Annotated in this window: 8 protein-coding genes and 2 pseudogenes; 7 read left to right on the forward strand and 3 right to left on the reverse strand. The window is 70.9% G+C overall.

Annotated elements, in window-relative coordinates; translation table 11 throughout:
- Nucleotides 1–25 precede the first annotated feature (25 nt).
- Together I8N67_RS43750 and I8N67_RS06645 are read left to right on the forward strand one after the other, a co-directional pair.
- Entirely contained in the window at nucleotides 26–289 is a 264-nt protein-coding gene (locus I8N67_RS43750) for a DegT/DnrJ/EryC1/StrS family aminotransferase (protein WP_200301640.1), read from the forward strand.
- Nucleotides 286–1,290 (forward strand): annotated as a pseudogene (locus I8N67_RS06645) (DegT/DnrJ/EryC1/StrS family aminotransferase). Before I8N67_RS43750 ends, I8N67_RS06645 begins: the two are co-directional and overlap by 4 nt.
- A gap of 28 nt (nucleotides 1,291–1,318) precedes the next feature.
- On the opposite strand, the pseudogene I8N67_RS06650 reads toward I8N67_RS06645, so the two are convergent.
- Together I8N67_RS06650 and I8N67_RS06655 are read right to left on the reverse strand one after the other, a co-directional pair.
- Nucleotides 1,319–2,149 (reverse strand): annotated as a pseudogene (locus I8N67_RS06650) (trypsin-like serine peptidase); the annotation flags it as partial.
- Nucleotides 2,150–2,428: 279 nt separating this feature from the next.
- Nucleotides 2,429–3,652: a trypsin-like serine peptidase gene (locus I8N67_RS06655; protein ID WP_200301642.1), complete on the reverse strand. Its 1,224-nt coding sequence runs from the start codon at nucleotides 3,650–3,652 to the stop codon at nucleotides 2,429–2,431.
- Between the two features lie 380 nt (nucleotides 3,653–4,032).
- Here I8N67_RS06655 and I8N67_RS06660 point away from each other — a divergent pair, with 380 nt between their 5' ends.
- The 4 genes from I8N67_RS06660 (at nucleotide 4,033) to I8N67_RS06675 (ending at nucleotide 11,209) form a co-directional block, all read left to right on the forward strand.
- Entirely contained in the window at nucleotides 4,033–5,475 is a 1,443-nt protein-coding gene (locus I8N67_RS06660) for a diaminobutyrate--2-oxoglutarate transaminase family protein (RefSeq protein ID WP_200301643.1), read from the forward strand.
- A 285-nt stretch (nucleotides 5,476–5,760) separates the two neighbouring features.
- The gene (locus I8N67_RS06665; protein ID WP_372443652.1) at nucleotides 5,761–7,986 is read left to right on the forward strand and encodes an IucA/IucC family protein; all 2,226 of its coding nucleotides are present in this window, start codon (nucleotides 5,761–5,763) and stop codon (nucleotides 7,984–7,986) included.
- Between the two features lie 122 nt (nucleotides 7,987–8,108).
- Nucleotides 8,109–8,846: a GNAT family N-acetyltransferase gene (locus tag I8N67_RS06670; RefSeq protein WP_200301644.1), complete on the forward strand. Its 738-nt coding sequence runs from the start codon at nucleotides 8,109–8,111 to the stop codon at nucleotides 8,844–8,846.
- A gap of 362 nt (nucleotides 8,847–9,208) precedes the next feature.
- Nucleotides 9,209–11,209, forward strand: coding sequence for an ATP-dependent DNA helicase (locus I8N67_RS06675; RefSeq protein ID WP_200301645.1), 2,001 nt, complete (start codon nucleotides 9,209–9,211; stop codon nucleotides 11,207–11,209).
- A gap of 188 nt (nucleotides 11,210–11,397) precedes the next feature.
- On the opposite strand, the gene lexA is transcribed toward I8N67_RS06675, so the two are convergent.
- Entirely contained in the window at nucleotides 11,398–12,174 is a 777-nt protein-coding gene (gene lexA, locus I8N67_RS06680) for a transcriptional repressor LexA (RefSeq protein ID WP_200301646.1), read from the reverse strand.
- Nucleotides 12,175–12,725: 551 nt separating this feature from the next.
- On the opposite strand from lexA, the gene nrdR reads away from it, so the two are divergent.
- Entirely contained in the window at nucleotides 12,726–13,280 is a 555-nt protein-coding gene (gene nrdR, locus I8N67_RS06685) for a transcriptional regulator NrdR (RefSeq protein WP_200301647.1), read from the forward strand.
- The last annotated feature ends 113 nt before the right edge of the window (nucleotides 13,281–13,393 follow it).

Raw genomic sequence — 13,393 nt, forward strand, 5'->3', positions numbered from 1 at the left:
CACGCCCTCGTCCAGGAGGTGAGCCGTGCCTGAGCCCCTGCTCGCGCTCTTCGGCGGTGACCCGGTCGTCGCCGAACCGCCCTGCTGGCCGGAGCGTGGCCCGCAGGAAGCCCGGATGCTGCACGAAGTCCTCGAAGACGGCCAGTGGTCACTGCACGGCGGCACTCGCTGCGCCCGCTTCGCCGCGCTCCAGGGCCTCGGCCACGTGCTGACCGTCAACAGCGGGACCGCCGCCCTCCAACTCGCCTGCGAGGCACTGGGACTGGGGCGGGGCCCGGCGACGAGGTGATCGTCCCCGGCCTCGCCCCGCGGGCGACGGCCGGCGCGGTCGTGGACGCGAACGCCGTGCCCGTCCCGGTCGACGTGGACCCCGACACCTGATGTCTGGACCCGGCCGCCGTCGAGGCCGCGGTCACCGAGCGGACCCGAGCGGTCGTCGCCGTACACCTCTACGGGACGATGCCCGACCTCACGGCCCTGGCCGCCCTCTCCGCCCGGTACGGCCTCGCGCTCATCGAGGACTGCGCCCACGCGCACGGCGCCCGCTGGGAGGAGTACGGCGCCGGCTCGGTCGGCACACTGCCCTGCTTCAGCTTCCAGCTCGGCCAGACCCTCAGCGCGGGTGAGGGCGGCTGCGTGGCCACCGCCGACCCGCTGCTCGCGGGCCGCCTGTCCGGCCTGCGCGACGGCGGCCGCGCACCGGCGGGCTCACCACCCGGCTGGCGTCCCGTCCAAGGCGGCAGCCACCGGATGACGGAACGGCAGGCGGCGATCCTGCTCGCCCAGTGCGACCGGTTCGCGGAACAGCGCGAGCGCCGGGAGACGGTCACCCGCCGCTGGCGCGAAGCAGCGCTCGCCCACGGCTTCCTGCGCCCCGCCTTACTGCTCCCTCAGGTCGAACGACCACCCGGATACGCTCTGGCCCTGTCCTACGTCCCCGACACGGCCCTCCCGCGGGACATCCCCGTGGACACCGTCCGCGCCGACCTCGCCGCCGAACTCATGGTCCCCGTCGAGGCCTGCTACCGCCCCCTCGACGACTCGCCCCACTACCTGCCGCACAGCAAACCCCGGCACCGCCTCTCCCAGAAGTACTGGGAGGCCATCGACCCCCGCGGAGCCCGACTCCCACACTGCGCCCGGCTGTACGACATTTCCGTCGTCGTCCCGCCCAGCGCGATGCTCCGCCCCGGCGCCGAGGAACACCTGCCCCAGGCACTCGACCGACTCGTCCGCCACGCCGACCAGTTGCGCGACCGGCCCGCCGGACGGAGCAACGCCGCCGCGTGAACCACGCCTCCGGCACGAGCCCACTCGCTCACTCCCCGCCGTACGAGCGACTCATCTCGTCGTGCAACGCCTGAGCCCCGTCGCCCAACCGCGGTCCCGCGAGCCAGGTGTTGTCGGCCGGGCCGATCGACGTGTTCGAGACGAGCCGGGCCTCGGCGCCGACCATGCGGAACCAACCGCCGTCGGAGGAACCACCGGTCATGGTGCAGCCGATGCGGTACATCGTCGGCAGGGACGGATCGTGGGAGAGCCGCCCCGGCCGGTCGACGCACCGGAACATGACCAGACCGCTGAACGGCGGCGCGGCCGGGTAGCCCCAGGCACCCATCGCGTCGACCTCGGACGCGGAGGGCGCCGAGAAGTCCATCTCCGGGGCCGTCCCGACCGTCTCCTCCAGGGACTTGTTGCCCGACTCCGGCTTCACATGCAGCACCGCGTAGTCGTACGGCGCTCCGGCGCCGCCCTGCGCGGAGCCGTCGGCGATCCACTCGTCCGAGGTCGCGGCCCAGTCCGCCCACCACTGGCCGAACGGGGCGATCTCCTCTGCGGCGGCACCCGCGGCCAGTTCCTCCGCGGACTTGCCGAGGTCGTTGTAGGCCGGGACGAAGACGATGTTGCGATACCAGCCGCCACCGCTGCCCGCGTGCACACAGTGGCCGGCGGTCCACACGAGGTTGGACTTCCCCGGATGGTTCACGTCCGAGACGACCGTGCCCGAACAGACCATCGAGCCTTCGGGGGAGTCGAAGAAGACCTTTCCGACCGGTCCGGCGCTCTCGTGGTACGGCGTCCGCTCGGCCGTGGCCTCGACCGGCGCGGGTACGGGGTCGCTGACGTCCTGATCGGCGGAGGCGTCCTGTAGAAACGCATGGTTCTCGACCCCCGTCGGAACTATTCGTGTGTCACGCCCACTATGCGGGGGCGCTGGGGGGTCGGCGGAGGGCGTGCGGCCAGGACTTCCGCGCGCCGCCCGACCTCCACCCGTCCACGTGCCCACAGCCGCCGTTGTCTCTGACGGCCTGTCGGCCTCCCGACGGCGATCACGATCGACCCGACGGTCACCCGGACCGGTTCGGCGGCTACCAGCCGATCACCACCGAACCGTCACCGAGTGCCCGCTGTCACCGCGTGCCCGCCGTCACTGCGCGAACTTGTCACTCACCGCTTCGTACACGCCCTCGGCCTCCTTGCCCAGCCGCGGACCGGCCAACCAGCCCGCGGTCACCGGGCCGATGGAGGTGTTGGACACCAGCGCGGGCTCACCGTTCGAACCGGTCGCCACCCAGCCACCGCCGGACGAACCGCCGGTCATGGTGCAGCCGATGCGGTACATCGTCGGGTCGGACTCGACGATCGAGAGCCGCCCCGGCTTGTCCGTGCACTGGTACATCGTCTCGCCGTCATACGGAGCCCCGGCCGGGTAACCCGTCGCGGTGATGCTCTCCATCTGCGTCACGGCGGGCGCGGCGAAGTTCACCGGCAGAGCCGAACCGACCATCTCCTCAAGCGACTTGCCCCCGTCGCCCTCCTCCGGCGTCACATGGATCACCGCGAAGTCGTACGGCGCTCCGTCACCGCCCGTCTGGCCGCCCTGCTCGATCCACTGGTCCGAGGTCTGCGCCCAGTCACCCCACCAGACTCCGTAGGGGGCGACCTCCTCCTTGGTGGCCGTCTGCAACTCCGCCGCCGACTTCCCGCTGTCGTTGTACGAGGGAACGAAGGCGATGTTGCGGTACCAACCGCCCGACTTGCCGGCGTGCACACAGTGGCCGGCGGTCCAGACCAGGTTGGACTTACCCGGGTTGGCCGGATCCTGGACCACCGTCGCCGAGCAGACCATCGTGCCCTCGGGCGCGTCGAAGAACACCTTGCCCGCCTCGGGCACGTTCTCGTGGTAGGCCGTCGACACACCCTTCGCCTCGATGGACTGCGGCGTCGGGTCGGTCACGCCCTGGTCACCGGTGAGGTCGCTCTCGTCGACCTCCTTCTCCGGCTCCTCGGCGTCCCGCATGCGGTCCGGGTCCCACAGATCCTCGATGATCGGGTTGACGTAGTCCTCGGCCTCGCGCAGCCAGTCGTCCTTGTCCCAGTTCTTCCAGGCCCCACCCCGCCACTTGTCGAGGTCGATCCCGTGTTCCTTCAGCTTGTCCTTGATGTCGTCCGGGATCGTGATCTTGCCGTCGCCCGCGCTGTCCTGCGCGGACGCCGACGCCTCGGCGTTCGCCGTGGTGTCCCCCGAGCCGCACGCGGTGGCGGTCAACGACAGGACCGTGACAAGGCCGACCGCTGCCAGGGCGGGAGAGATTCTGCGGCGTGTGCTCCTCCCGCGACGAGCGGCGAAGAGCGGTCGTATGGGTCGCATGGTTTGAACTCCCCCTGGGGCGTAAGAGAACTCTGTGCTGCCGAAGCGGATCGCGCACGGCTCCTCCGCGCGCCCGCCGCCTCCTTGTACGTAACCGGCACGTCATCCGCGCGGCTCCGGACGTCTGTTTCTTCGTACGTAGCGGTCGTACGCGCGGCTTGGTGACCGGATCCACCGAGCCGCGTCCCTACGGAACGGCACCACACACTATGCGGTCGTTGTGGGGGACATCCGAGGGAACGGCAACGGTTCCGTCACGGCAAGGATCTTCGCCTCACCCGCTTCCCCGTGCGAGCCGCGTCGTTGGTACGTAAGGGGGACCCGCCGGTGTTCGGCGATCCCTGCCAACTCGCCTGTGAACAGCGGGAGGAAGTGCAGTCGTGGCGGTGACCGAGTCTGCGGTGGCGCCTGTGGGGCGCGAGCCCGAGCGGACACGATCGGGATACGAGGACGGACGGGCGCGCACACGACGGGGGCACGACGGGGCGCACTCGGCGCACGAGGGCATCCTTCGGCAGCAGTCCGCCCGCGAGCCGGCGGCGCGCACCTACGCACGTGCCCTGCCGATCGTGCCGGTACGCGCGCGCGGGCTGACCATCGAGGACGCCGACGGCCGCCGCTACCTCGACTGCCTGTCCGGTGCGGGCACCCTGGTCCTCGGCCACAACCACCCGGTCGTCCTGGAAGCGATCCGCAAGGTGCTCGACTCCGGCGTCCCGCTGCATGACCTGGACCTCGCCACCCCCGTCAAGGACGCCTTCACCACCGAACTGTTCCGTACCCTCCCGCCCGGGCTCAGGGACCGCGCGCGCGTGCGGTTCTGCGGACCCGACGGGTCGCACGCGGTCGAGGCCGCGATCAAGCTGGTCCGGGCGGCTACGGGACGCACCGGAGTGCTCGCCTTCGCCGGCGCCCACCACGGCATGACCGCCAGGGCTCTCGAAGCGTCGGGCGGCGCCTGCGACGTACGGGCGGCACGCCTGCCGTATCCCCAGGACTACCGCTGTCCGTTCGGCGCGGGCGGCGAACGGGGAGCCGAACTCGCCGCCCGCTGGACCGAGTCCGTCCTCGACGACGCCAAGGCCGCTGCACCGCGTCCCGCCGGGATGATCCTCGAACCCGTGCTGGGCGAGGGCGGCGTCGTCCCCGCCCCGGACGACTGGCTGCGCCGCATGCGCGAGATCACCGCCGCCTGCTCGATCCCCCTGATCGTCGACGAGGTCCAGACGGGCGTGGGCCGTACGGGCCGCTTCTGGGCCGTCGAGCACAGCGGCGTCGTCCCTGATGTGATGGTCCTCTCCAGAGCCATCGGCGGCAGCCTTCCGCTGGCCCTCGTGGTCTACCGCGACGACCTCGAAGCCTGGCAGCCGGGCGCCCACGCGAGCGCCTTCCGCGGCAACCAGCTCGCCATGGCCGCCGGCACCGCCACCCTCGCTCACGTCCGCGAGAACGGCCTCGCCGACCGCGCCGAAGCCCTGGGCACTCGCATGCTCACCCAACTCCGTTCTTTCACCGAGGAGTTCGCCTGCGTCGGCGAAGTACGGGGGCGGGGGCTGATGATCGGCATCGACATGGTCACCCCGGAGACACCTGCTCCCTCCATCGCCACCGGCCCGCGCCCATCCGCGCCCGCCCTCGCCACCGCCGTCCAACGTGAATGCCTCCGCCGCGGCCTGATCGTCGAGCCGAGCGGCCGCCCCGCCGGAGTCGTACGCCTCCTCTCGCCTCTCACGATCACCGACGAACAGGCGAACGCCGTACTCGACCGCCTGACGGACGCGATCGCCTCCGCATCGGCCGCCGCCGTATCGCGGGCGCCATGAGGGCAGGCGCGGGAACGGGCCGGGGCACCCGGACGCGTGCCGGGCGGACGAGCATCGAGACGACCCGACGAGCCGACGGCAACGGGCACGACCGAGAACGCGACCGCATCGGGCACGACCGAGGGTCCGGTCGGACCGCACATCACCCCACCCCCGCAGCAGCCGCCCAGCCCAGTCGCCGATCCGTCCCGCCACCGCCCCGTACCTGTCCCGCACCAGCCCCCACCCCTTACGACCGCATCACCCCGCGACTGCCCTCCCGCACGAGCAACCCCAGGAACCCCCTTGAACGCGCCCCCCGCCCACACCCACGCTCAGCTCCCCCCGTCCGCCGAGCCGTCGCTCCGCCGGACCGAGCCGGCTGCCCCCTCGACTGAGCCGCCCCCCGCCCAGACCGAGCAGGCTTCCCCACAAGCCGAGTCGGACCCGCGTCCGTCCGAGCGGCTGCCCCGCCAGGCCACGCCGGCGCACAAGCCGACCGAGCCACAGCACGAGCACGTCCAGCCGGCCCCTCGCCAAGGCGACGGAACCTGGACCACCGAGCCTCTGCCCGACCCCGACCCCGACCCCGACGCCCTGCACCACCCCGACCCGCACACCGCGGCCCAGGCGGCAGCAGTCGAGAACCTGCTGCGCTGCTGGGTACGCGAGCACGACCTCACCTCCCCCCACGACGGCACCCTTCGTATCTCCCTCCCCGCCACTGGCACGGCCCTCCTCGCCCCGGTGCACTACTGGTCACCGACCGGCTGGCACCGCTTCGGCCTGCCGTACCTTGCCGACGCCCCCGAGGCCGCACCACCCGCCGACGCGGCCATGGTGGCGGCCCTGCTGGCCAGGGAAGCGGCCGCGCAGGACTCGCCCGATGCGGGCACTCACGAGCCCCGGCCCACGACAGCGCGCATCCCCCCGCCCGACACCACTGGCCAGCCGGACCACACCCATCCGCTCGGCCGAGTCGACCGGCTCGACCTGGTGGCCAGGGTCACCGACTCCGCCCGACGTGTCGCCGTGTTCATCGCCGAGCGCCGGGCCGAGCCCGCCGACGATCCGGACCGTTTCCTCGCCGCCGAGCAGGCCCTCGTTCTCGGCCACCCGCTGCACCCCACCCCGAAGAGCAGGGAAGGGCTCTCCGAGGCCGAAGCACAGCTCTACTCACCGGAGTCGCGCGGCTCCTTTCCCTTGCACTGGATGGCTATCGCGCCTTCCGTTCTCGCGACCGACTCGGCCTGGACCGAGCGTGGCCGTGTCATCCCCGCCGAACAGCTGACGGCACGGCTGGCCGGCACCGGACTGCCGCTGCCCGACGGTCATACCGCCCTGCCTCTGCACCCCTGGCAGCTCCGCGAGGCCCGACATCGCCCCGCCGTTGCCGCACTGCTGGACGCAGGGCTGCTCCGGGACCTCGGCCCGCACGGCACCCCGTGGCACCCCACCTCCTCCGTCCGCACCGTCCACCGCACCGGCGCCCCAGCGATGCTGAAACTCTCGCTCGGCCTGCGCATCACCAACTCCCGTCGTGAGAACCTCCGTAAAGAACTCCACCGCGGTGTCGAGGTCCACCGCCTCCTACGCACCGGCCTGGCCGAGCACTGGCGGGCAGCCCATCCCGGCTTCGACATCGTCCGCGACCCCGCCTGGCTGGCAGTCACCGCACCGGACGGCGCTCCCGTACCCGGTCTGGATGTGGTGATCCGGCACAACCCGTTCCGCCCGGCGGACGACGTGTCCTGCGTCGCGGGACTCGTATCACCGAGGCCGTACCCCCACGGCGAGCGGCAGGCAGCCCCCTCCAGCGAGCCGCAGCAGCGTCTCGGTGGCCAGCAGCGGGAAGGCCTCGGCGATCCCTTGGGGCAGCACTGTGACGGCTCTTTCCCCGAGCGTCTCAGCATGACGTCCCGGCTCGCCCACGTCGTGAGCCGCCTCGCCTGGTGCACCGGCCGACCTCGAGCCGCCGTCGCCGCCGAGTGGTTCCTGCGTTATCTGGAACAGGTCGTGCGCCCCGTGCTGTGGCTGGACAGCGAGGCTGGCATCGCCCTCGAAGCCCATCAGCAGAACACCCTCGTCCTGCTGGACCCCGACGGCTGGCCGATCGGCGGCCGCTACCGCGACAACCAGGGCTACTACTTCCGAGAGTCCCGCCGCGCGGACCTCGACGCCCGGCTGCCCGGCATCGGTGAGCACACCGACACGTTCGTCTCCGACGAGGTCACCGACGAACGCTTCGCCTACTACCTCGGCATCAACAACGTGCTCGGTCTCATCGGTGCGTTCGGCTCCCAGGGCCTCGCCGACGAGCACCTCCTGCTCGCCGCCTTCCGCCGCTTCCTCACCGATGTGACCACCGGCCCGGCCCGACTGGACACGAGCCTGCCGGCCCAGCTCCTCGACTCACCCGTCCTGCGCTGCAAGGCCAACCTCCTGACCCGACTCCACGGCCTCGACGAACTCGTCGGCCCGGTCGACACCCAGTCCGTCTACGTCACCATCGCCAACCCCCTCCACCTCTGATCCGGTCGCCGTACCTGGTCAGGGCGACTGCCTGCCTACCCCCATCTCCGATTTCCGTCAGCTCCGACTCCCTTCAGCTCTGAGGAACATGACCCACCCGATCTCCTGAGAGGAGCGTCGCCGTGCCTCCCACCGACGCGAGCACCGACACCGGCACCGCCTTCGCCCCGAGCAACGAGGACACGCTCGACCTGCGCCTGCCCGACGACTTCCTCGCGCTCATCGCCGAGGAAGCCGCCACGTGTCGCAGCGGGACCGAGGAGGGACGGGAGGCGCCCTCGGCCAACGGCGAGCTGCTCGACCACCTCGCAGACTGGGGGCCGGTCGCCACCCCGGTAGGCACCCTGCACCTCGTCCCCGTCCACGCCGAACGAGAGCTACCGCTCATCTCCCGCTGGATGAACGACCCCGCCGTCGCCTCCTACTGGAAGCTCGCCGGCCCCAAGGCCGTGACCGCGAGCCACCTCAGGACGCAACTCGATGGTGACGGCCGCAGCGTCCCCTGCCTCGGCCTGCTGGACGGCACCCCCGTGAGCTACTGGGAGATCTACCGGGCTGACCTCGATCCCATCGCCCGCCACTACCCCGCCCGCCCGCACGACACCGGAATCCACCTCCTCATCGGTCCCGTGGCCGCCCGGGGAAGAGGTCTCGGCTCCACCCTGCTCCGCGCCGTCGCCGATCTCGTCCTCGACAAACGCCCTTCCTGTGCCCGCGTCGTCGCGGAACCAGACCTTCGCAACTTTCCCTCCGTCTCCGCCTTCCTGAGCGCCGGCTTCCGGTACTCCGCCGAGGTCGACCTGCCCGACAAACGGGCCGCCCTCATGGTGAGGGACCGACTCCTGCGCGATCTGATGTAACTCCGATTCATGTGGCTCCGAACTGGACCTGCGGTGTATCTGCTGTATATCCGCTGTGACGCCGTCATTCCTGGTACACCGCTCGCGCCGGTCCGGTTCCCGATCTGTCCGAGCCGATTTCCGACCAGCGAAAATGAGCCCTGCCCGGTGGGGCATCCGGCACCCCGCCACCCCCGTCCCGTACTCCCGTCCTCCACGCCCAGCCTGTCCTCCACGCCCAGCCCGCCGGGCACACCCACCCCGCCGGGCCCCCCACCCCGCCCACCCGTCGAAGAGAACCCGGTCTTGATCCCGCCCCTCACGTCCCACGCCTCAGCCGTGACCACGCGTTTGTCAGTGGCGCCCCGTAGGGTGGTCGCGCTATGACGAAGCCCTCACTCCACGAACTCCTGCACGCCGCCGTCACCGCTGTCGGCGGTATGGAGCGCCCCGGCCAGGTGACCATGGCCGAAGCCGTCGCGGAGGCGATCGACGACGGTTCCCATCTACTGGTCCAGGCGGGCACCGGCACCGGAAAGTCGCTCGGCTACCTGGTCCCCGCGCTCGCGCAGGGAGAGCGGGTCGTCGTGGCGACGGCGACCCTGGCACTGCAGCGCCAGCTCGTGGAGCGGGACCTGCCGAGGACGGTCGACGCGCTGCACCCGCTGCTGCGCCGCCGCCCCGAGTTCGCGATGCTCAAGGGCCGGTCGAACTACCTGTGCCTGCACCGTCTGAACGAAGGCATGCCGCAGGACGAGGAGGAGGGCCTCTTCGACCAGTTCGAGGCGGCCGCGCCCACCAGCAAGCTGGGCCAGGACCTGATCCGGCTGCGGGACTGGTCCCAGGAGACCGAGACCGGCGACCGGGACGACCTCACCCCGGGCGTGTCCGACCGCGCCTGGGCGCAGATCTCCGTGTCGTCCAGGGAGTGCCTGGGCGCCTCCAAGTGCGCGTACGGCGCCGAGTGCTTCGCCGAGATGGCCCGGGAGCGGGCCAAACTCGCCGAGGTCGTCGTCACCAACCACGCGCTGCTCGCCATCGACGCCATCGAGGGCGCGCCGGTGCTCCCGCAGCACGAGGTGCTGATCGTGGACGAGGCCCACGAGCTCGTCTCACGCGTGACCGGCGTGGCCACCGGCGAGCTCACTCCGGGCCAGGTCAACCGCGCTGTGAAGCGGACGGCGAGGCTCGTGAACGAGAAGGTCGCCGACCAGCTCCAGACCGCTGCCGAGGGCTTCGAGCGGCTCATGGAGCTGGCCCTGCCGGGCCGTCTGGAGGAGGTCCCGGAAGACCTGGCGTACGTCCTCATGGCGCTGCGCGACGCCGCCCGTGCGGTGATCTCGGCGCTCGGCAGCACCCGCGACAAGTCCGTCCAGGACGAGGACGCGGTCCGCAAGCAGGCGCTGGCAGCCGTGGAGAACGTGCACGACGTGGCGGAGCGGATCACCAATGGTTCCGAGTGGGACGTCGTCTGGTACGAGCGACACGACCGCTTCGGCGCGTCCCTGCGCGTCGCCCCCATGTCCGTGTCCGGCCTCCTCAGGGAGAAGCTCTTCGCGGACCGATCCGTCACCCTGACGTCGGCCACGCTCAAGCTGGGCGGCGACTTCAACGGCGTGGGCGCGTCGCTGGGCCTGGCACCCGAGGGCACTCAGGGGGACGACCTTCCGCAGTGGAAGGGTGTGGACGTCGGCTCGCCGTTCGACTACCCGAGGCAGGGCATCCTCTACGTCGCCAAGCATCTTTCGCGTCCCGCGCGGGACGGCGACCGGGGCGACATGCTGGACGAGCTCACTGAGCTGATCCAGTCGGCGGGCGGCCGTACGCTCGGCCTGTTCTCGTCGATGCGGGCCGCCCAGCTGGCGGCGGAGGAGCTGCGCGGCCGGATCCCCGAGTACCCGATCCTGCTCCAGGGCGAGGAGACGCTCGGCGAGCTGATCAAGGGCTTCGCGGCCGACCCGAAGACCTGCCTCTTCGGCACGCTGTCGCTCTGGCAGGGCGTCGACGTGCCCGGTGCCAGCTGTCAGCTGGTCGTCATGGACAAGATCCCGTTCCCGCGCCCGGACGACCCTCTGATGAGCGCCCGCCAGAAGACGGTCGAGGAGGCGGGAGGCAACGGCTTCATGGCTGTCGCCGCCACCCACGCGGCCCTGCTGATGGCCCAGGGCGCCGGCCGCCTCGTACGGGCGCAGGGGGACCGCGGTGTGGTCGCCGTACTGGACCAGAGGCTGGCGACTGCCCGGTACGGGAGCTATCTCAAGGCGTCACTGCCCGATTTCTGGTACACCACTGACCGTGACCAGGTCCGCCGGTCGCTGGCCGCGATCGACAAGGCGGCCAAGGCGACGGAAGAGGCTGCGGAGGCGGAGTCGGCGAAGGCATGAGGAACAGCTGTGGGCCCCTCCCGGTGGGAAGGGCCCACAGCCGTGCTGCGTATCGGGCTCAGGCGCCGGGCGGCGGTTTTCCACCGCGCCCGGGACAGCCCAGGGCCCCGGAACCGGCGCAGTGGATTCCGGGGCCCGGATCAGGGGCGGGGCGGGGCCGGGCACGGGTGCCGGGCTGCCGCTGGGCGTCAGACGCGGCGCAGTACTGCCACCACCTTGCCCAGGATGGTCGCGTCGTCACCCGGGATGGGCTCATAGGCGGCGTTGTGCGGCAGCAGCCAGACGTGGCCGTCCTCTCGCTTGAACCGCTTCACGGTGGCCTCGCCGTCCAGCATGGCGGCCACGATGTCGCCGTTCTCGGCGACGGGCTGACGGCGGACCGTCACCCAGTCCCCGTCACAGATGGCGGCCTCGATCATGGAATCGCCGACGACCTTCAGGACGAAGAGTTCGCCGTCACCCACCAGCTGGCGGGGGAGCGGGAACACGTCCTCGACGGACTCCTCGGCGAGGATCGGGCCACCGGCGGCGATCCGGCCGACGAGCGGCACGTACGACGCGGCCGGCTTGCCCGCTGTGTCCGTCGGCTGCGCCGATGACTGGTCGGAGCCGCGGACCTCGTACGCACGCGGGCGGTGCGGGTCGCGGCGCAGGAAGCCCTTGCGCTCCAGTGCCATCAGCTGGTGTGCCACGGAGGACGTGCTGGACAGGCCGACCGCCTGACCGATCTCCCGCATCGACGGCGGGTATCCGCGTCGCTGCACGGAGTCCCTGATGACCTCGATGACCCGGCGTTGCCGGTCGGTCAGCCCGGAGCTGTCGGCCCTGATGCCTGGAGGTCGGCCGGGCAGGGCACGCTTGGGCCCTTCATGGTTTGTGCCTTCGTTCATTGCATGCACCGGCTCGAGTCGGCTCTGGGAGCGGTCCTGGGCAGTGATGGTGGCACTGTCTGCGGTGGTGGTCACGTCGGCCCCTCTCGATGGTCTCCCGTGCAGCACAACGGTAGTTGCTTTCGAAAGGTTGCGCCAAACACACGTTCGAGTGAAAAACCGTGAATTGTCTGACGCGATCATGTGCCTAGGTGTATGGCTCGCGGGTGCAGAGGGCGAAAGACGCTTGTCGCTGTACTCTTCACCGCCGGGGCGAAGGCCTTGTGGGCCGCTGTCGCCGCGCGGCCCCAGTCTGCCACCCGACGCTCTGTCGATGGAGTACCGGCCCCTTTTCCGTGGCGCCCGACCGTGTTTCCGCCGCTGTTCCCGTCCGTTCCGCGACGGTCCGGCTGCACTCCGCGACGACGTTGCCCGTCTGGCACATGCCGATACGTGCGCGACACGCGCGTCGTGGGCGATTTTACGTGCCAAGCCCTACATCTAGTGCTGGGATTGCAACAACAGCCCAGAAGTTGTGGTCCCCCGGGTCCTCGGGCTCTTGGTCATCCCCTATGCTTGGGGCTGCTTCCACGGGGTCCAAGAGGCCCGTGGAGCTGTTGAGTCGTGCTGTGAGGAGGGTTGGAGTTATGCACTGTCCCTTCTGCAGGCACCCCGACAGCCGAGTCGTCGACAGCCGTACGACGGACGACGGCACGTCGATCCGCAGGCGCCGTCAGTGTCCCGACTGTTCCCGCCGTTTCACGACGGTGGAGACGTGCTCGCTGATGGTGGTGAAGAGGTCCGGAGTGACCGAGCCCTTCAGCCGTACCAAGGTCATCAACGGCGTCCGCAAGGCATGCCAGGGACGACCTGTCACCGAGGACGCGCTCGCCCAACTCGGCCAACGGGTCGAGGAGGCGGTGCGCGCGACCGGGAGCGCCGAACTGACCACGCACGACGTGGGACTGGCCATACTCGGCCCGCTGCAGGAGCTCGACCTCGTCGCCTACTTGCGGTTCGCCTCGGTCTACCGGGCGTTCGACTCGCTGGAGGACTTCGAGGCCGCCATCTCGGAACTCAGGGAAGAGCAGGGGAAGCGTTCCGACGAGGACGTCGACAGCGCGGTCGAGGAGCGCCGGGAGAACGACCGCGGGTCCGGAGGGACTGTCCAAGTCCCCGTGCCCGCCAACGCCGCCGACTGACGGCGGGCCGCACCGCCGGGCTGGCAGGGGGCCGGGCGATCGGCGGCGATTCAGACCTGTCGCGGACGGCTGTGCGAGCCGGGTCGCGGCACAAGACAGAACACCGTGTCACG

It is taken from the genome of Streptomyces adelaidensis, assembly GCF_016598475.1.
In the GTDB taxonomy this organism is placed as follows: domain Bacteria; phylum Actinomycetota; class Actinomycetes; order Streptomycetales; family Streptomycetaceae; genus Streptomyces; species Streptomyces adelaidensis.

Bases quoted from the DNA above. Each gene is read 5' to 3' on its own strand.
- I8N67_RS06655 (WP_200301642.1), bottom strand. From the start codon at position 3,652: ATGCGACCCATACGACCGCTCTTCGCCGCTCGTCGCGGGAGGAGCACA.
- I8N67_RS06675 (WP_200301645.1), top strand. From the start codon at position 9,209: ATGACGAAGCCCTCACTCCACGAACTCCTGCACGCCGCCGTCACCGCT.
- nrdR (WP_200301647.1), top strand. From the start codon at position 12,726: ATGCACTGTCCCTTCTGCAGGCACCCCGACAGCCGAGTCGTCGACAGC.